At 73.7% G+C, this 17,872-nt stretch carries 16 protein-coding genes and 1 tRNA gene; 11 read left to right on the top strand and 6 right to left on the bottom strand.

Translation table 11 applies throughout. The features are described from left to right. Window positions 1-404: 404 nt before the first annotated feature. A tRNA-Leu gene (locus tag ACZ6EM_RS02150) sits at window positions 405-489 on the bottom strand. Window positions 490-780: 291 nt separating this feature from the next. Here ACZ6EM_RS02150 and ACZ6EM_RS02145 point away from each other — a divergent pair. From ACZ6EM_RS02145 to ACZ6EM_RS02135, 3 genes are all read left to right on the top strand, one after another. Next, a complete protein-coding gene (locus ACZ6EM_RS02145; RefSeq protein ID WP_359901245.1) occupies window positions 781-2,112 on the top strand; it encodes a M20/M25/M40 family metallo-hydrolase in 1,332 nt (443 codons plus the stop codon). A 257-nt stretch (window positions 2,113-2,369) separates the two neighbouring features. Then, window positions 2,370-2,609: a chaplin gene (locus tag ACZ6EM_RS02140; RefSeq protein WP_359901243.1), complete on the top strand. Its 240-nt coding sequence runs from the start codon at window positions 2,370-2,372 to the stop codon at window positions 2,607-2,609. Window positions 2,610-2,969: 360 nt separating this feature from the next. Then, window positions 2,970-3,824 (top strand): chaplin family protein, encoded by an 855-nt coding sequence (locus ACZ6EM_RS02135; protein ID WP_465771386.1) that lies wholly within the window; start codon window positions 2,970-2,972, stop codon window positions 3,822-3,824. Between the two features lie 151 nt (window positions 3,825-3,975). Here ACZ6EM_RS02135 and ACZ6EM_RS02130 read toward each other — a convergent pair whose 3' ends face one another. After that, window positions 3,976-4,185 carry a DUF5703 family protein gene (locus ACZ6EM_RS02130; RefSeq protein ID WP_359901238.1) on the bottom strand — a complete coding sequence of 70 codons (210 nt, stop codon included), beginning with the start codon at window positions 4,183-4,185 and terminating at the stop codon, window positions 3,976-3,978. Between the two features lie 364 nt (window positions 4,186-4,549). On the opposite strand from ACZ6EM_RS02130, the gene ACZ6EM_RS02125 reads away from it, so the two are divergent. Continuing rightward, window positions 4,550-5,155, top strand: coding sequence for a hypothetical protein (locus ACZ6EM_RS02125; protein WP_380554277.1), 606 nt, complete (start codon window positions 4,550-4,552; stop codon window positions 5,153-5,155). Window positions 5,156-5,252: 97 nt separating this feature from the next. Here ACZ6EM_RS02125 and ACZ6EM_RS02120 read toward each other — a convergent pair whose 3' ends face one another. Together ACZ6EM_RS02120 and ACZ6EM_RS02115 are read right to left on the bottom strand one after the other, a co-directional pair. Then, a complete protein-coding gene (locus ACZ6EM_RS02120; protein WP_465771385.1) occupies window positions 5,253-7,460 on the bottom strand; it encodes a helix-hairpin-helix domain-containing protein in 2,208 nt (735 codons plus the stop codon). Between the two features lie 59 nt (window positions 7,461-7,519). Next, window positions 7,520-8,500 (bottom strand): aldo/keto reductase, encoded by a 981-nt coding sequence (locus ACZ6EM_RS02115; protein ID WP_359901232.1) that lies wholly within the window; start codon window positions 8,498-8,500, stop codon window positions 7,520-7,522. A 240-nt stretch (window positions 8,501-8,740) separates the two neighbouring features. Here ACZ6EM_RS02115 and ACZ6EM_RS02110 point away from each other — a divergent pair, with 240 nt between their 5' ends. Further along, the gene (locus tag ACZ6EM_RS02110; protein ID WP_359901229.1) at window positions 8,741-9,787 is read left to right on the top strand and encodes an LLM class F420-dependent oxidoreductase; all 1,047 of its coding nucleotides are present in this window, start codon (window positions 8,741-8,743) and stop codon (window positions 9,785-9,787) included. A 66-nt stretch (window positions 9,788-9,853) separates the two neighbouring features. Here ACZ6EM_RS02110 and ACZ6EM_RS02105 read toward each other — a convergent pair whose 3' ends face one another. After that, window positions 9,854-10,834 (bottom strand): magnesium and cobalt transport protein CorA, encoded by a 981-nt coding sequence (locus tag ACZ6EM_RS02105; RefSeq protein ID WP_401054572.1) that lies wholly within the window; start codon window positions 10,832-10,834, stop codon window positions 9,854-9,856. A 139-nt stretch (window positions 10,835-10,973) separates the two neighbouring features. Here ACZ6EM_RS02105 and ACZ6EM_RS02100 point away from each other — a divergent pair, with 139 nt between their 5' ends. The 6 genes from ACZ6EM_RS02100 to mshC all read left to right on the top strand — a co-directional run bounded on the left by ACZ6EM_RS02100 (window position 10,974) and on the right by mshC (window position 16,773). After that, on the top strand, window positions 10,974-11,666 hold the full coding sequence (locus tag ACZ6EM_RS02100; protein ID WP_465771384.1) for an MSMEG_4193 family putative phosphomutase: 693 nt from the start codon (window positions 10,974-10,976) through the stop codon (window positions 11,664-11,666). Between the two features lie 196 nt (window positions 11,667-11,862). Further along, a complete protein-coding gene (locus ACZ6EM_RS02095; protein WP_359901221.1) occupies window positions 11,863-12,432 on the top strand; it encodes a DUF3090 domain-containing protein in 570 nt (189 codons plus the stop codon). A 44-nt stretch (window positions 12,433-12,476) separates the two neighbouring features. Next, a complete protein-coding gene (locus ACZ6EM_RS02090) occupies window positions 12,477-13,274 on the top strand; it encodes an SCO1664 family protein (protein WP_359901268.1) in 798 nt (265 codons plus the stop codon). A 143-nt stretch (window positions 13,275-13,417) separates the two neighbouring features. Further along, window positions 13,418-14,347 carry an AraC family transcriptional regulator gene (locus tag ACZ6EM_RS02085; protein WP_452177264.1) on the top strand — a complete coding sequence of 310 codons (930 nt, stop codon included), beginning with the start codon at window positions 13,418-13,420 and terminating at the stop codon, window positions 14,345-14,347. 124 nt (window positions 14,348-14,471) lie between these two features. Then, window positions 14,472-15,302, top strand: a complete 831-nt coding sequence (locus ACZ6EM_RS02080; RefSeq protein ID WP_401055271.1) for a dioxygenase family protein — start codon at window positions 14,472-14,474, stop codon at window positions 15,300-15,302. 241 nt (window positions 15,303-15,543) lie between these two features. Continuing rightward, on the top strand, window positions 15,544-16,773 hold the full coding sequence (gene mshC, locus ACZ6EM_RS02075; protein WP_401055270.1) for a cysteine--1-D-myo-inosityl 2-amino-2-deoxy-alpha-D-glucopyranoside ligase: 1,230 nt from the start codon (window positions 15,544-15,546) through the stop codon (window positions 16,771-16,773). Window positions 16,774-16,846: 73 nt separating this feature from the next. Here mshC and ACZ6EM_RS02070 read toward each other — a convergent pair whose 3' ends face one another. Beyond that, window positions 16,847-17,800, bottom strand: coding sequence for a PAC2 family protein (locus ACZ6EM_RS02070; protein ID WP_359901210.1), 954 nt, complete (start codon window positions 17,798-17,800; stop codon window positions 16,847-16,849). Window positions 17,801-17,872 lie beyond the last annotated feature (72 nt).

Raw genomic sequence — 17,872 nt, 5'->3', positions numbered from 1 at the left:
TGTTGCCCCGGCCGCCGTCCCGGCGACTGAGGTTGCCCCGGCCGCCGTCCCGGCGACTGAGGTTGCCCCGGCCGCCGTCCCGGCGACTGAGGTTGCCCCGGCCGCCGTCCCGGCGACTGAGGTTGCTCCCGCTGCCGTCCCGGCGACCGAGGTTGCCCCGGCCGCTGCCGCTCCGGCGGCCGAGGCTCCGGCTGCCGCCGCCCCCGCCGCCAGCCAGGGCTGACCGAATCCCGCCGTTTTGGGCGTGACCCCGACACCGTCCCGTCGGGCCAGGCCCATCCGGATGCCCGGCCGGTACCCACCGGCCGGGCATCCGGCGTACGGGCGTCCGGCCGGTCGCTTCACAGCGGAGAGCCGTGGCCGAAAAGCAAAAAGGCCCCAGATCAACTGGGGCCTTTCTTCGGTGTCCGAGGGGGGACTTGAACCCCCACGCCCGATAAAGGGCACTAGCACCTCAAGCTAGCGCGTCTGCCATTCCGCCACCCGGACCAGGTGTCGTCCTCGCGGCTTCCGATCTCTCGTCCGTCGCGCTGACAGATGTAACTGTAGCAAAGATCGGCTTGGGGTCCCAAAACGATTCCGGGCCGGCCGGTACGACCGGTGGCGGTGGCAAGGGGTGGCGTGTGGCGGGGGCGTGACCAGGGGGTTTCGGGAGTGCGCGGGGGGTGGATCGGGATCCGGGGCTGGGGGAGGATGGGCGGACGTGCTCGTACGGCCCGGGTGCAGGTCCTGGGGGTGGCGCGCTGGTGCGTCGGTGCGGGCCCAAGACGAGGAGTGACCGTGAGCGAGCGGAGCGAGTCGGCGGCACCGAAGGTGACGGCTGAGTCCGAGGTCGCCGAGATCTGTCGCGATCTGATCCGGATCGACACCAGCAACTACGGGGACGGCTCCGGCCCGGGGGAGCGGAAGGCGGCCGAGTACGTGGCCGAGCAGCTCGCCGAGTTCGGGCTCGAACCGAAGATCTTCGAGTCCGCCAAGGGCCGGGCGTCGACGGTGGTCCGGATCGAGGGCGAGGACCGCTCCCGTCCGGGCCTGCTGATCCACGGCCACACCGACGTGGTGCCGGCCAACGCCGCGGACTGGACCCACGACCCGTTCGGCGGCGAGATCGCGGACGGCTGCGTCTGGGGGCGCGGCGCGGTCGACATGAAGGACATGGACGCGATGACCCTGGCGGTCGTCCGCGACCGGCTGCGCACCGGGCGCAAGCCCCCGCGCGACATCGTGCTGGCCTTCCTCGCCGACGAGGAGGCCGGCGGCACCTACGGGGCGCGCTTCCTGGTGGACAAGCACCCGGGGCTGTTCGAGGGCGTGACCGAGGCGATCGGCGAGGTCGGCGGCTTCTCCTTCACGGTCAACGACCAGGTCCGCCTCTACCTGGTGGAGACGGCCGAGAAGGGCATGCACTGGATGCGCCTGACGGTCGAGGGCCGGGCCGGCCACGGCTCGATGGAGAACGACGACAACGCGATCACCGAGCTGTGCGAGGCGGTCGCCCGGCTCGGCCGGCACCAGTTCCCGCTGCGGATCACCAAGACCGTCCGGGCCTTCCTGGACGAGCTGTCGGACGCGCTCGGGGTCGAGCTGGACCCGGAGAACATGGACGAGACGCTGCGGGTGCTCGGCGGCATCGCCAAGATGATCGGCACCACGCTGCGCAACACCGCCCAGCCGACCATGCTCGGCGCCGGCTACAAGGTGAACGTGATCCCCGGTCAGGCCACCGCGCACGTGGACGGGCGCTTCCTGCCCGGCTACGAGGAGGAGTTCCTGGCCGAGCTGGACAGCGTGCTCGGCCCGCGCGTGAAGCGCGAGAGCCTGCACTCGGACAAGGCGATCGAGACCGGCTTCGACGGTGCCCTGGTGGAGGCGATGCAGACCGCGCTGCGCGCCGAGGACCCGATCGCCCGCGCGGTGCCGTACTGCCTGTCGGGCGGGACGGACGCCAAGTCGTTCCAGGACCTCGGCATCCGCTGCTTCGGCTTCGCGCCGCTCCAGCTGCCGCCGGAGCTGGACTTCGCCGGGATGTTCCACGGTGTGGACGAGCGGGTGCCGGTGGACGGCCTGAAGTTCGGTGCCCGGGTGCTGGACCGGTTCATCGACGCCTGCTGAAGCCCCTGATCAGGCGACTGGGTCGGCCCGTTCCCGGAATGCCCGGGGGCGGGCCGAGCGCATTGTCGGAGCTGATGATTGTGGGATGGGGAAAGGAAGATCGGCAGAAGCGATTCTGCCGGAAACTCCAAGCTGATCATGTGTGCGAGACCTCACCGTTGCGGGTGAATGGGAGATCCGTTCCGTACCCCGTTTGCCGCAGCGTCGTTCATCCCTGTGCAGCCCGCCGAACGGGTTGCGTTGTCCATACAGGAGGAATGATGAAGGTCAAGAAGATCGCCGCTGTCGCCGCCGCCACCGGTGGTCTGGTGCTCGCCGCCGCCGGTGTCGCGTCCGCTCACGCCGGTGCCGAGGGTGTGGCCGCCGGCTCCCCGGGTGTCCTCTCGGGCAACCAGATCCAGGTTCCGGTGCACGTCCCGGTCAACCTCTGCGGCAACACCATCAGCGTCATCGGCGTGCTGAACCCGGCGTTCGGCAACCACTGCGCCAACGTCTGAGTCGACCTCCGGGCCGTCGAGGCCTGTTGAGCCGATTCGCAACCGGCCCCCGGGCGGCGGACGCGCCGCGCCGGGGGCGTTCGCGTTCCCGGCGGTCCGGTGCGGGCCGGACCCGCTCCGGGCCCGGCGGCCGCCGGATACACGAGGTCCGACACGATCGCTCGATCGGGTGAAGCCGATTCGTTCGGCTCAACCTCCCCGTTCGCCTCTCGTTAACTCGTGTGCAGCCGAAGCCCTTGCGTGATTTACGGATATACGGAAATTCCGACTTTTTAAAGGTTCACGTCAAGGTCGACACGTCGTCTCGAAATGTCAGGGGAAAAAATGAGGAATGTAGCCAAGAAGGGGATCCTCACGGCGGTGGCCACGGGCAGTGTGCTGGCCTCGGCCGCCGGCTACGCCTATGCGGGAGGAGCCGAGGCGCAGGGGGGTGCCGTCGGTTCGTCCGGCGTCGTCTCGGGCAACTCGGTCCAGGTGCCGATCCAGGTGCCGATCAATGCCTGCGGCAATACGGTCGACGTGATCGGCTTGCTGAACCCGTCCTACGGCAACCACTGCGCCAACGTCAACGGCGGCGGGGGTCACCCGGCGTCCAAGCCCGTCCAGCACGGCCTGCCCGGCGGCTCGGGCGTCACCGGCGGCGGTCACTCCGACGGCAGCCGTCCCGCCGACGGCGTGGGCGGCGTCGACGGTTCCGGCACCGGCGGCAGCCAGGGTGCCAAGGTCCCGGGTGCCACCGTGCCGGGCGCCACGGTGCCGGGCGCGAGTGCCTCGGGCGTCGCCGCCAACTCGCCGGGCGTGCTCTCCGGCAACAGCGTCCAGGCGCCGGTGGACGTCCCGGTCAACGCCTGCGGCAACTCGGTCAACGTGGTCGGCGTCGGCAACCCGGCCTTCGGCAACGACTGCGTGAACGTGGCCAAGGTCGCTCCGAAGCCCACCCCGAAGCCGGTCGAGGGCTGCGTGGAGGCCTGCCCGACCCCGCCGAAGGTCTCCTCCGAGGAGGTCACGAGCGTCGCGCGCAACGGTGTCCCGCCCGTCGCGGCCGAGCAGGCCGTCGTGGCACCCGCCAAGGCCGTCAAGGCCGCCACGGTCGCCCCGACCGCCCAGCTGGCCTCCACCGGCGCGGGCGGCGTCGAGCTGCTCGGTGCCGCCGGCCTCGCGCTGATGCTCGGCGGTGGCGTGCTCTACCGCCGGGCCCGGGCCGGAGTCCGCTGACCCGGCCGACCGGGGACGGGGGCGCGCGCTGAACCGGACGCGCGCGCACCCGTAGCGGGAACGACCCACCCGCGGCCGCCGGGCGAACGGGCGGCCGCGGGCGCGCGGAGGCTCGACGCGAGGCCCGCCCGGGGCGCCGGTGCCCCGCCCGTCACCAGCTCCGGACCTGCCGGATGATCCGCCGCTTCAGCCGGACCGTCCGGCTGCCGTCGGGGAACAGCTTGAGTCGGTCGAGCTCCCAGTGCCCGTACTCGGCGTGCTCGGTGAGCAGTTGGCGCGCCGCGTTGCGCGTGGTGCCGCGCGGCATGCGCAGGGACTGGTACTCGTACTCCGGCTGCCGGACCGGCTTCCGTGGGGTCAAAACGCTCCTCCTGGGGATCACCTTCGGGCAAGCCTACGGCCTGCCCCGGACGGTCGGCCCGGGTATTTCCGGCCGCCCCTCCCGCGCGGAGGCGGCGGCCGGAAGAGGCATGACCCGGGCCGCCGGCTGACAGCGCATCAGTCCTGTTGCCACTGGGGAAGGGATACCCCGATCCCGGCGCGCGAAGCCGCACCCGGACGGCCCCGTCGAGTCCGGTGCGCGCCCTCCGCGCCCGTTTCGCGCCGGTGCCGCGTGGGGACGAAGTGGCACGGATCGGACATCAGGGGGGAAGTTGCGGTGAAAACGCGGGTGGAGGTGACAACCGCTGTGCGTACCGACACCGCGGGGAGATAGCGTCTGCACCATGTCTGATGCCGCGCAGCCCACCATTGCCGAGGTACGCGCCGCCGCTGAGGCGGTCAAGGCCGCCATCGATCGTCATCTGGAAGCGGTGTCAAGCCCCAACGCAGCCGATGATCCCGCCGTTTCCGCCGCCTACGAGCAGCTCGCCACGGCGGCCATCGCCTACGACCAGCTCCTGTACGAGGCCTACGACGAGGTGACGCCCTTCGAGATCCCCGGGGACGAGGGCCCCGGCGGGTACCACGGCCCCGAACAGCCCGAGGCGATCAGCGTGTTGATCCGCCGCGACTACCACGTCGTCGACCCCGAGCGACTGCGTGCCCAGGCCGAGCGGCTGGACGAGTCGCTGACCCCGGGCGGAGCCGGAGCGGGCGGGGTGAACGCCGCGATCGGCGTGCTGTTCGGCGAGTACGAGCCCGACGAGATCGCCGCCCGCAGCGAGGAGTTCGGCCTGGAGGAGGCCGACTCGACGCTCTGGGTCGCGGCCACCGAGCCGACCGAGCCGGGCGAGTGGCTGCCCGAACCCTTCGAGCACGCCGACCCGCAGCTGTTGATCTGCCGGTTCGACGTGAGCGAGGTCTACGACGACGAGGACCCGGACGACTGACGCCGTCCAGGACGGCCGACGGGCGGGCCCGGGATCACCGGGGCCCGCCCGTCGTGCGTTCCGGCCGGCCCGCCGCGGCGGGCCGGCCGGACGCCGCTCAGTACTCGGAGGCGGCGGCGTTCTCGGCGAGGATCGCCCGCAGCCGGGTGGTGCGCGGCTGCGCCGGGCGCTCGGCGACGGCCTGGGCCAGCGCCGGGCCCGCCGCGTGCACCACGGACAGGTGCCGCTCGCCGCGGCCGAAGGCGGTGTAGACCCACTGCCGGGTGAGCGCCGGGGCGGCGTCCTCCGGGAGCACCACGACCGCGCCGGGCCAGCGCCGGCCGAGCGCCTGGTGGACGGTCAGCGCCCAGCCGTGCCGCAGTCGGGCGGTCTCGGCCGGCGGGACGGTCCGGTGCGAGCCGTCCGCGTACTCCAGGTGCAGACCGGCGGCGTCGCCGTCCAGCACCCGGGCCGGGCGGGTGATGCCGGGAGCGGGGGAGTCGACCACCCGGTCGCCCGGGTCGAAGCCGCCGAAGCGGCCGGGGCCGGGGTTGAGCCGGGCCTTGGCGGCGGCGTTCAGCGCGCGGGTGCCGGCCGGGCCGCCGTGGCCCGGGGTGAGCAGCACCACCTGCTCGACCGGGATGCCCAGCGCGCGCGGAATGGAGTCGGTGAGCAGCTGGACGGCGCGGTGGACGGCCTCGCCGGCGTCCTTGGCGGTCAGGATGACCACCTCCTTGTCCGGCGCCTCGACCGGCTGGAGCTCGCCGATGCCGATGCCGGAGACCAGCTCGCCGATCGGGCCGAAGTCCGGGGTGCGGGAGGAGACCGCCGGGCAGGCCTTGGCGGCCAGCAGGTCGGCGAAGAACCGGCCGGGGCCGGCCGACCAGAGCTGGCCCGGGTCGCCGCTGAGCACCAGCCGGGTGCCGTCGGCCAGCGACTCCAGGACGGTGGCGGCCAGTTCGACGTCCAGCAGCGGGGCGTCCAGCACGACCAGCAGGTCCAGGGCGAGCGTGCCGTCCGGGGCGCGGCCGGGGCCGGCGGTACCGGAGAGCAGCTCGGCGAGGGTGACCACGGGGGCCTCGGCGCCGGCTCCCGCCCGGGCGAGCGCGGCGAGGGAGTCCCGGCCCTGGTCGGTCCAGGTGGCGGCCCAGGCCCGCAGCCCGAGGCCCCGGGCGGCGGCGACCAGTACGGCCGGTTCGGCGCGGGCCGCCTCGCCGCCGGTGTGCAGCACCAGGGCGTGTTCGGCGACGGCCTTGATCAGGGCGGTCGCGGAGGAGGACGGCGCCGCCTCGGCGGCGGCCGCCCAGGCGGCCGGGCCGGGGGCGACGGGAGGCTGCTCGGCGGTGGCCTCGGTCTCCTCGGTGGCCTCTGCCGCTGCCTCCGCGCCGGTGGCCGCCTTCTCGGATTCGTCGGCGTCCTCGGACCCATCGGCAGCCTCGGCCGCGTCCTCGGTCTCCTCGGCGTCCTCGCCCGGCACGAAGGTGGCCATCAGCTGGAGCAGCTTCTCGGCGAGGCTGTCCTCGGCCATCGCCGGCCCCGCCAGGGCGAGCAGCGTCCGGGTCGGCGCCTCGTCCTCCTCGTCGCCCGCCGCCGCGTGAGCCTCGGGGCCGGTCAGCTCCTCCTGGAAGGACAGCACCCGCCCGTCCTCGACGGCGGCCTGGATCGCGGTGGCCGGCTCGGGCATCCGGAGCCGGTCGAGCCCGACCGCCACCTCGGCGAGTTCCTGGGCCGAGTGCCCGCGCAGCGCCGCCTGCTCCAGCAGCCACGGCACCAGTGCGCGGGCGCGGCGCTCGTCGCCCGGGCCGGCTCCGGGGCCGAGCAGCTCCCGGGCGAAGCCGTCCGCGTGCTCGGGCCGGACGCCGGGCAGGCCCAGCACCGCCCACGGGTCCTCGCGCAGTCGTGCGGGTGCCTCCTCGCCGAGCGCGGCTACGGCGGCGGCCGCCAGTTCGGCCGGGGCGCCGCCGGCGGTCAGCACCTCGACGGTGGCGCGGAGCACCTCGCCGCGCTGCCGGTCGGACACCACCGGGGCGGGGGCGGCCGGGGCGGGAGCCGGGGCCGGGACGGGGGCGGCCGGGACGGGGGCGGGAGCGGCCGGCTCCGGCTCCCCGGGCTCCGACCCTCCGGGCTCCGGGGCTTCCGCCGTCGGGGCTTCCGTCATCGAGGCCTCCGCGCGGGCGGCACCCGCCCGTGCGGCACGATCCGCGGCGTCCTCCGGCTGCATGCCGCGGATCCGCTGGGCCAGCTCCGCGAACTTCGCGGCCTTCGCCTCCGGGGTCAGCTCGGCCCCGGCGGTCACCTCCGGAGCGCCGTTCCCCGTGTCAGTCATCGTCGTCCGCTCCAAAGGTCACTCCACTGCAGGTTCTGCTCGACAACCCGGGCCGGGGGTCACAGCTCGGTCCACCCCTGGTCCGGGTAGTGGTGCACCGGCGACGAGATGTCGTCCAGCGCACCACGGATCTCATCCGGAAGCGTAAGCGCCTCCACCGACAGTGCCGCCTGCAGCTGGGCCACCGTCCGGGCCCCGACCAGGGCGCTCGCCACCCCGGGCCGGTCCCGGACCCAGGCCAGCGCGACCGCCAGCGGGCTGCTGGCGAGCCCGTCGGCGGCGGTGGCGAGGGCGTCCACGATCCGTCGGGAGCGCTCCCCGAGGTACGGCTGGACGAACCCGGTCAGGTACGGCGAGGCGCCGCGCGAGTCCTGCGGGACGCCGTGCCGGTACTTGCCGGTGAGCACCCCGCGTCCGAGCGGCGAGCCGGCCAGCACCCCGACCCCGGCGTCCAGGGCGGCGGGCAGCGCCTCCCGCTCGATGCCGCGCTGCAGCAGCGAGTACTCCAGCTGCGCCCCGGCCAGCGGTGCCCGCCCGTGGTGGGCGTGCTGCCAGGTGGCGGTCTTGGCGAGCTGCCAGCCGCTGAAGTCGCAGACCCCGACGTAGCGGGCGCGCCCGGAGGAGACGGCGATGTCGAGGGCGCTGAGCGTCTCCTCGACCGGGGTCGCCGGGTCGAAGGAGTGCACCTGCCAGAGGTCGACGTGGTCGGTGCCGAGCCGGCGCAGCGAGGCGTCCAGGGCGGCGAGCAGGTGGCCGCGCGAGCCGTCGAAGCGGCGGGCGGACTCCGGGACGCTGCCGGCCTTGGTGGCGATGACGAGCTCGGAGCGGGGGATCAGGCTGTCGGTGAGCCGGGAGATCAGGTACTCGGCGCCGCCGTCCGCGTACACGTCGGCGGTGTCGATCAGGTTGCCGCCGGCGTCGACGAACTCCTTGAGCTGCTCCGCTGCCTCGTGCTCGTCGGTGTCGCGGCCCCAGGTCATGGTGCCGAGGCCGAGCCGGGAGACCTGCAGGCCGGTGCGGCCGAGGTGACGCTTTTCCATCGGACGGGCCCTTCACTGGCCGGTGGCCCCGGGAGGCCCGGCAGCCCTGTGAACGCGCAGGTGGGGAGAGCGCTCCCCACGTCGGCTGAGCGTAGCGGCCGGTGCGCGGGCAGAGGTGCCGACCCGCAGAACGATCAACAGCACCGGTGTGACCCAACCCACTCCTACCCGTCAGTAGCATGTTCGGCGCGGGCACGGCTACCCTCGCTGGCAACCCCAACCCACTGGAAGGTGCGGCAGATGCGACTCGGGATCAACCTCGGCTACTGGGGGCTCGGCATGGACGCCGACAACATCGCCGTCGCCCAGGAGGCGGACCGGCTCGGCTACTCGGTCTGCTGGGCGGCGGAGGCGTACGGCTCGGACGCCGCGACGGTGCTCAGCTTCGTCGCCGCGAAGACCGAGCGGATCGACGTCGGCTCGGCCATCTTCCAGATCCCGGCCCGCACCCCGGCCATGACCGCGATGACCGCCGCGACCCTGGACACCCTGTCCGGCGGCCGGTTCCGGCTCGGCCTCGGCGTCTCCGGCCCGCAGGTGTCCGAGGGCTGGTACGGCGTGAAGTTCGACAAGCCGCTCGCCCGCACCCGCGAGTACGTGGAGATCATCCGCAAGGCGATGTCCCGCGAGCGTCTGGTGCACGAGGGCGCGCACTGGACGCTGCCGCTGCCCGGCGGCCCCGGCAAGCCGATCAAGCTCACCGTGCACCCGGTGCGCGAGCACATCCCGCTGTACATCGCCGCGATCGGCCCGAAGAACCTGGAGCTGACCGGTGAGATCGCCGACGGCTGGCTCGGCATCTTCTTCTCGCCCGAGCACGCCGCGCTCTCCGTCGACCCGCTGACGGCCGGCCGCGCCAAGTCCGGGAGGACGCTGGAGGGCTTCGACCTCTGCCCGACCGTGAACCTCGCGGTCGGCGAGGACATCAAGGCCGGCGTGGACGGCCTGCGCTCGTACGCCGCGCTCTACATCGGCGGCATGGGCAGCAAGGAGAAGAACTTCTACAACCAGCTCGCCCGGCGGATGGGCTACGAGCAGGCCGCCGACGAGGTCCAGGAGAAGTACCTCGCCAGGGACTACGCGGGTGCCGCGGCCGCCGTCCCGCACGACCTGATCGACGCCACCTCGCTGATCGGCGACACCGCCCGGATCGCCGACCGGATGCAGGCCTACGCCGAGGCGGGCGTCACCACGCTCACCCTGGCCCCGTCCGGATTCACCCTGGACGAGCGGATCCTGGCGCTGCGCACCGGCGTCGAGGCGCTGGAGCGCGCCGGACTGGCCTGACGGGACAGCACGGACGGGACGGACGGGACGGGCCCGACGAACCCGACGGCCGGTGGGGGAGCGGCACTACAGCCAGTCGTGCCGCTTGAACACCCGGTGCAGCACCAGGCAGACCACCACCATCAGCACCAGCACCGCCGGGTACCCCCAGACCTGGTGCAGTTCGGGCATGTGGTCGAAGTTCATCCCGTAGATGCCCGCGATCATCGTCGGTACGGCGGCCAGCGCCGCCCAGGCCGAGATCTTCCGCATGTCGTTGTTCTGCTGGACGCTGACCTGCGCCAGGTTGGCGTTCAGGATGTCGGACAGCAGCCGGTCCATGCCGTCCACCTGGTCGTTCACCCGGGCCACGTGGTCGGCGACGTCCCGCAGGTAGGGCGCGGTCTCGGGGCGGACGAAGCGGGCGCCGCGCTCCAGGGCCAGCATCGGTTCCAGCAGCGGTCCGGTGGCCCTGCGCACGGACATCACCTGGCGCTTGTAGCCGTAGATCCGGCCGGCGGTGTCGCGGCCGACCCGGCCGGGGGAGAAGATGTCCGCCTCCAGCTCGTCCAGGTCGGTCTGGAGCGCGGTGGCCACCTCCACGTAGCCGTCCACGACGGTGTCGCAGACCGAGTGCAGCACCGAGCTGGGCCCGTAGCGCAGTTGCTCGGGATCCTGCTCCAGGGCGGCCCGCAGGCCGCTGAGCGGGCTGTCCTCGCCGTGCCGGACGGTCATCACGAAGTCCGGGCCGAGGAAGACCATCACCTCGCCGACCGTCACGACGTGACCGCCGGGGTGGTAGCCGAGGGTCTTCAGGGTGACGAACAGCGAGCCCTGGTAGGCCTCCACCTTGGGGCGCTGGTGGGCGCTGACGGCGTCCTCGACGGCCAGCGGGTGCAGCGCGAACTCCTTGCCGACGTGGTCGAGTTCCTCGACGGTGGGCTCGAACAGGCCTATCCAGACGAAGCCGTCCGGACCGGCCGCGCGGGCGGCGGCGAGCGCACCGGCCAGGTCCGCGGGGGCCTTGATCCGGTGGCCGTCGTGGTAGGCGGCGCAGTGGACGATCATGCGGGCCATTGTCACCCGAGCGGGGCCGTTCGGCACGGACCCGGGTGGTGCCCCGTCCCCCGGCCTCCCGGCGGCCGGGGTGCGACCGGGCGGAAGAACCGGGGCCCACGGCCGGGCCCGAAGGCCGTAGGCTGACCCCATGCCCACCCTGCTGCTCGTCCGTCACGGCCGCTCCACCGCGAACACCGCCGGAATCCTGGCCGGTTGGACCCCCGGCGTGGACCTCGACGACACCGGGCGCGCGCAGGCCGCCGCCCTGGCCGGCCGGCTGGCGGGCATCCCGCTGGTGGGGGCGGTCAGCAGCCCGCTGGAGCGCTGCCGGCAGACGCTGGAGCCGCTGCTGGCGGTCCGGCCCGAGCTGGGCCCGCCGACCGAGGACGAGCGGCTGGGGGAGTGCCACTACGGTGACTGGACCGGCCGCCCGCTGGCGGAGCTGGCCAAGGAGCCGCTCTGGCGCACCGTGCAGGACCACGCCGCCGGGGCCGCCTTCCCCGGCGGGGAGTCGCTGCGCGAGCTGAGCCACCGCACGGTGGACGCGGTGCGCGAGTGGAACCGGAGGATCGCCGCCGAGCACGGCGAGGACGCGGTCTGGATCGCCTGCTCGCACGGGGACGTGATCAAGGCCGTGGTGGCCGACGCCCTCGGGCTGCACCTGGACCACTTCCAGCGGATCAGCGTCGAGCCCTGTTCGGTCACCGCGATCCGCTACACCCCGCAGCGGCCCTTCGTCCTGAGGATGGGCGACACCGGCGACCTCGCCTCGCTCGCGCCCAGGCCCCACCCGGCCGCGGCCACCCCGACCGGTGACGCGGTGGTCGGCGGCGCCGTCTGAGGCACGCCGCCGACGGGCCGTCCGGGGAGGCGCCGTCCGGGGCGACACCGCTGGTTCCCCGGGTGCCACCCCGCCCGCGGCCGTCGGCTCGGCTCCCCGGCCGGAGCCCGAAGGTCGTAGGGTGACTTACGAGTCCATCCGGCCGCGATCCGCCCCCGGCGGTACCGCGCCGACCGACACGATCCGGAGCGAGAGCGTGCCCCGTCAGGTCTACTTCTACGACCAGCCCGAACGGTTCGTGGCCGGCACCGTCGGCCAGCCCGGCGCCCGGGCGTTCTACCTTCAGGCCAGTGCCCGGGGCCGGATCACCAGCGTGCTGCTGGAGAAGACCCAGGTCGCGGCGCTCGCCGAGCGCATCGAGGAGGTCCTGGACGAGGCGCTGCGGCGCAGTGGCGGAGACGCCGCCATCCCGGCCGCCGCTCCGAAGGACCTGCTCGACACCGCCCCGCTGGACCTCCCGCTGGAGCAGGAGTTCCGGGTCGGCACCATGGCGCTGGCCTGGGACAGCGTGGACAGCTGCCTGGTGGTCGAGGCCCAGGCGCTGGTCGAGGACGAGGAGGAGGAGGACGCCGCCGAGGCGGTCTTCACCGACGACGAGACCGGCCCGGACATGCTCCGGGTGCGGCTGTCCGGCGCGATGGCCCGGGTCTTCGCCAAGCGCGCGCTGGACCTGGTCGCGGCGGGCCGCAAGCCCTGCCCGTTCTGCAACCTGCCGCTCGACCCGGAGGGCCACCTGTGCCCGCGCGCGAACGGCTACCGGCGCTGAACACCGACACCCCGCCGCAGGCCGACCCGGCCGCCGCCGCGGCGCTGGCCGCCGACGTGCCCACCGCCCTCGCGCTGCTGCGCCAGGGCGGGCTGACCGTGCACGGCCGCCTCACCGAAGCCTCCAACGCCGCGCTGTACTGCACGGTCGCGCACGGCTCGCTCAGCGCGCAGGCCGTCTACAAGCCGGTGGCCGGCGAGCGCCCGCTGTGGGACTTCCCGGACGGCACGCTGGCCGGCCGCGAGGTCGCCGCGTACGAGCTGTCCGCCGCGACCGGCTGGGCGCTGATCCCGCCCACCGTGCTGCGCGAGGGCCCGCACGGGCCCGGCATGGTGCAGCTGTGGGTCGAGCCGGACCCGGGGGCCGAGCCGCTGCTCGCGCTCCAGGACCCGCGCGGCCCGGAGCAGGGCTGGCTGCCGATCGTCCGGGCCGAGGTCGAGGGCGGGCGGACGGCCCTGCTGGTGCACCACGACGACCGGCGGCTGCGCCGGCTCGCCGTCCTGGACGCGGTGCTCAACAACGCCGACCGCAAGGGCGGGCACCTGATTCCGGCCGCCGACGGCCGGGTGTACGGCATCGACCACGGTGTCACCTTCAACACCGAGGACAAGCTGCGCACCCTGCTCTGGGGCTGGGCCGGGGACCCGCTGCCCACCGAGGCGCTGGAGGTGCTGGCCCGGCTGGCCGAGCAGCTGGACGGCGAGCTCGCCGAGCGGCTCGCCCCGCACCTGACGGCGGCCGAACTGGACGCGACCCGGGCCCGGGTGGCCGGGCTCCGGGGCTCCGGCCGGCACCCGCTGCCGCCCGAGGACTGGCCGGCGATTCCCTGGCCGCCGGTGTAGCCGGGGGTGTGGCCCGGGGCGCAGCCGGGGGTGCCGACCGGTCCTTGCCGCCGGCCGCGCGAGCGCCGGTGGCCCGGACCGGTCCGCGAAAACGGCGGCAGATGGTCTGGACCTGTGCCCGGAACGGGTCGCACACTGCTCCGATGGATGTGCGACGGACCACCCCCACCCCCCGGACCACGCCGGACCTGCCGTTGCACCGGTTGCAGGTCCCGCTGCCCCAGCTGCTCCCCTTCGCCATCGGCAGTTTCGACGCGATCGGCCCGCTCTCGCGGGCCGGCTTCCCCCACCGGCACTCGTTCTACGAGATCGTCCACGTCACCGGCGGCCACGGCGCCCATGTCCTGGACCTCGTCCACCGGCCGCTGGCGCCACCGCAGTTGTGCGTGATCACCCCCGGCCAGGTGCACTACTGGGCGGACGCCGAGGAGCTGACCGGCCAGGTCGTCCTGTTCAACGAGGACTTCCTGCTCGGCCACCCCCAGGACCTCGCCGCCCTGCGGGCCCTGGCCACCCGCCCGGCCCTCGCGCTCGGTGAACAGGCCGCGGCGATCACCGCGCTGCTCGCCGACATGGAGCACGAGTACCGGACCAGGGCGCCGGGCTACCAGGGTGTGCTGCGGGCCAGCCTGCACATCCTGATCGTCCGGGCGCTGCGCGCCTGTGCCCCGGCCGACCGTCCGGTGGTGCCCAGCCGTCCGGCCGAAGTGGCCGCCGCCTTCACCCGGTTGATCGCCCGGCCGGGCGGGGTGCGGCACTCGGTGGCCTCCACCGCGCAGGAACTCGGCGTCTCCCCGGGGCACTTGCAGACCCTGGTGAAGCAGGCCACCGGCCGGACCCCGGGCGGCCTGATCCGCCGGCAGCAGACCCTGGAGGCCAAACGGCTGCTCGCCTGCACGGATTTGACGATTCGTCAGGTTTCGAAGGAGGCGGGCTTCGTCGACCCGGCGTACTTCTGCCGGTTCTTCCGCCGGGAGACCGGGATGACCCCGGGGGAGTTCCGGGCCAGGGTCGACGGAAATCACCACGATCCCCGGATCATGTCCATCGCGGTCGCGCCGGACGGCCCGTAACTTTGCTGCTGGCCACCGGTGGCCGGCCCGGCGCGCACGGACGGGCGACCGGTTCGGCCCTTGTCATGCCCCCACCATGGCAAGGGCCGCCCCCACCCCCCGCCTCACGAGAAGGAGACGGCGCATGCCCACGCCCGACGGCATGATCAGCCGCAAGACCGTACTGAAGGCCGCCGCCGCGCTAGGGGCTGCTCCGCTGCTGGTCGGCGGCGGAGTCGCACTGGCCCGGGACCGGATCGACAGCGGCGAACCGATCGGCTTCACCCCCGAGTGCCACGACGGGGACGCCCCCACCATCGAGCAGATCGAGGGTCCGTACTTCAAGCCCAACTCCCCGCTGCGCAGCTCGATGGTCAACGACGGCCCCGGCACCCGCCTGGTGGTCGGCGGCTACGTCTTCGGCCGCGCCTGCCGGCCCATCTCCGGCGTGCTGCTGGACTTCTGGCAGGCCGACAACGGCGGCAACTACGACAACGTCACCTACACCTTCCGCGGCCACCAGTTCACCGACGCCAACGGGGCGTACAAGCTGGACACCATCGTGCCCGGCCTCTACCCGGGCCGCACCCGGCACCTGCACGTCAAGCTGCAGGCCCCCGGCCGCTCGATCATCACCACCCAGCTGTACTTCCCGGGCGAGCCGCGCAACAGCACGGACAGCATCTACGATCCCCGGCTGCTGATGAACGTCCGCCAGAACGGCCAGACCCGCGAGGCCGGTTTCGACTTCGTGCTGGACGTTCCGCAGACCCCCGGCACGCCGAGCCCGTCGCCCACCGTCACCCCGACCGGGGGTCCCAGTACGCCGCCGAGCGGCACCTGGGCCGCGGGCACCGCGTACAAGGCGGGCGACCGCGTCACCTACTCCGGCGTCTCCTACACCTGCCTCCAGGCGCACACCGCCATGGCCGGTTGGGAGCCGCCGAACGTGCCGGCCCTCTGGCAGCGGTCGTAGCGGCTCCGACCGCGTCCCCCGGGGCGCCGGGCGCCCGGTCGGCGGCAGGGCCGACCGGGCGCTCAACCACGTCCGGAACCGGGGCCGGGTTCCGCGCCGCGCCGCCTCCCGGCCGGCTCCGCGCCGCACCGGTTCCGTGCACTACCAGTCGGAAAACCGCCGGGCAATGGCAAGAAGCGAATCCAGTCGATCTTTCGTACTGGTTAGGCTTTCAAATGTTCGCAAGGTTAAAGTTGTTTCCATGCATGCCTGGCCCGCCTCCGAGGTTCCCGACCTGCCTGGTCAGGGGCTCCCCCTCCGTATCCACGACACCGCCGCGGGCACCGTCCGCGAGGTGGTGCCGCAGGACGGCACCGCCCGGATCTACGTCTGCGGCATCACCCCCTACGACGCGACCCACATGGGCCACGCCGCCACCTACAACGCGTTCGACCTGGTGCAGCGCGTCTGGAAGGACGCCGGCCACGACGTCCTGTACATCCAGAACGTCACCGACGTCGACGACCCGCTGCTCGCCCGCGCGGTCGAGACCGGCCAGGACTGGACCGACCTGGCCGAGCGCGAGACGGCCCTGTTCCGCGAGGACATGACCGCGCTGCGCATGCTCCCGCCGGCCCACTACATCGGCGCCGTCGAGTCGATCCCGTGGATCGTCCCGATCGTCCAGAAGCTGCTGGCCTCCGGCGCCGCCTACCGGGTGGACGGCGACATCTACTTCTCGGTCGACGCCGACCCGCGCTTCGGCGAGGTCTCCGGCCTCACCCGCGAGGCCATGCGCCCGGTCTTCGCCGAGCGCGGCGGCGACCCGGACCGCCCCGGCAAGCGCAACCCGCTGGACGCCCTGCTCTGGCTGGCCGCCCGCCCGGGCGAGCCCGCCTGGGACACCGAGCTCGGCCACGGCCGCCCCGGCTGGCACATCGAGTGCGTCGCCATCGCCCTCCAGTACCTCGGCATGTCCTTCGACATCCAGGGCGGCGGCAGCGACCTCTCCTTCCCGCACCACGAGATGGGCGCCGCGCACGCCCAGGTCGCCACCGGCGCCCACCCGTACGCCAAGGCGTACGTGCACGCCGGCATGGTCGCCCTGGACGGCCACAAGATGTCCAAGTCCCGCGGCAACCTGGTCTTCGTCTCGGCGCTGCGCCGCGAGGGCGTCGACCCGGCCGCGATCCGCCTGGCGCTGCTCTCGCACCACTACCGCGCGGACTGGGAGTGGACCAAGAGCACCCTGGACGAGGCCGTCGAGCGCCTCGCCCGCTGGCGCGCCGCGGTCTCCCGCCCGGACGGCCCGGCGGCCGGGCAGCTGCTCGCCGAGGTGCGCGAGGCGCTCGCGAACGACCTGGACACGCCCGCCGCGCTGGCCGCGGTCGACCGCTGGGCGGCCCGGCAGGAGGCCGAGGGCGGTACCGACATCGGCGCGCCCGGCCTGGTGACCCGCACCGTGGACGCCCTGCTCGGCGTCGCACTGTAACCCGCACCCCGCAGCACACGCCGAAGGGGCGTCAGGACCAGGTGTCCCGACGCCCCTTCGGCGTGCGGTGCCGCTACTCCTCCTCGGCGCCGTCCTGGCTCTCCCGGGCGCCGCCCGGCGCCTCCGGATCGGCCGGCCGCTCCGCCGTGGCGTGTCCGGACACCGGCTTCTCGCCGGTCGGCCCGACGTTCTCCCGGCGGCGCAGGTAGCGCTCGAACTCGCGGGCGATGGCGTCGCCGGAGGCCTCCGGCAGCTCCGCGGTGTCCTGGGCCTCCTCCAACTGCTGGACGTACTCGGCCACCTCGCTGTCCTCGGCGGCCAGCTGGTCCACGCCGAGCTGCCAGGCCCGGGCGTCCTCGGCGAGCTCGCCCGGCGGGATGCGCAGGTCCAGCAGGTCCTCCAGCTTGTTGATCAGGGCCAGCGTGGCCTTGGGGTTCGGCGGCTGCGAGACGTAGTGCGGCACCGCCGCCCAGAGCGTCACGGCCGGCACCCCGGCGTGGGTGCAGGCCTCCTGGAGCACCCCGACGATGCCCGTGGGGCCCTCGTAGCGGCTCTCCTCCAGGTCCAGCCGGCGGGCCAGCTCCGGGTCGGAGGTGACCCCGCTGACCGGCACCGGGCGGCTGTGCGGGGTGTCGCCGAGCAGCGCGCCCAGGATCACCACCAGCTCGACGCCCAGCTCGTGCGCGAAGCCCAGCAGCTCGTTGCAGAACGAGCGCCAGCGCATGCTCGGCTCGATGCCGCGGATCAGCACGACGTCCCGGGTGGTCGGTTCCGTCACCCGGATCACCGAGAGCCGGGTGGTCGGCCAGGTGATCCGGCGGATGCCGCCGTCCAGCCAGACCGTGGGCCGGTTGACCTGGAAGTCGTAGTAGTCCTCCGCGTCCAGGGCGGCGAACACCTTGCCGCCCCAGGTCTCGTCCAGATGCGCCAGAGCCGCGGAGGCGGCGTCGCCCGCGTCGTTCCAGCCTTCGAAGGCGCAGACCATGACCGGGTCGATCAACTCGGGAACATCTTCCAGCTCGATCACCCAGCGTCTCCCTCCGGTCGGCGGTCGGACCTGCGCCGCCCCGGCTGGCCTGCCGGGGCGCCGACGGGCCGG

The sequence above is a fragment of the Kitasatospora sp. NPDC041917 genome (assembly GCF_055589745.1).
Note: the sequence above shows the minus strand (reverse complement) of the source record. Positions and strands in the feature narration are given on the sequence as shown.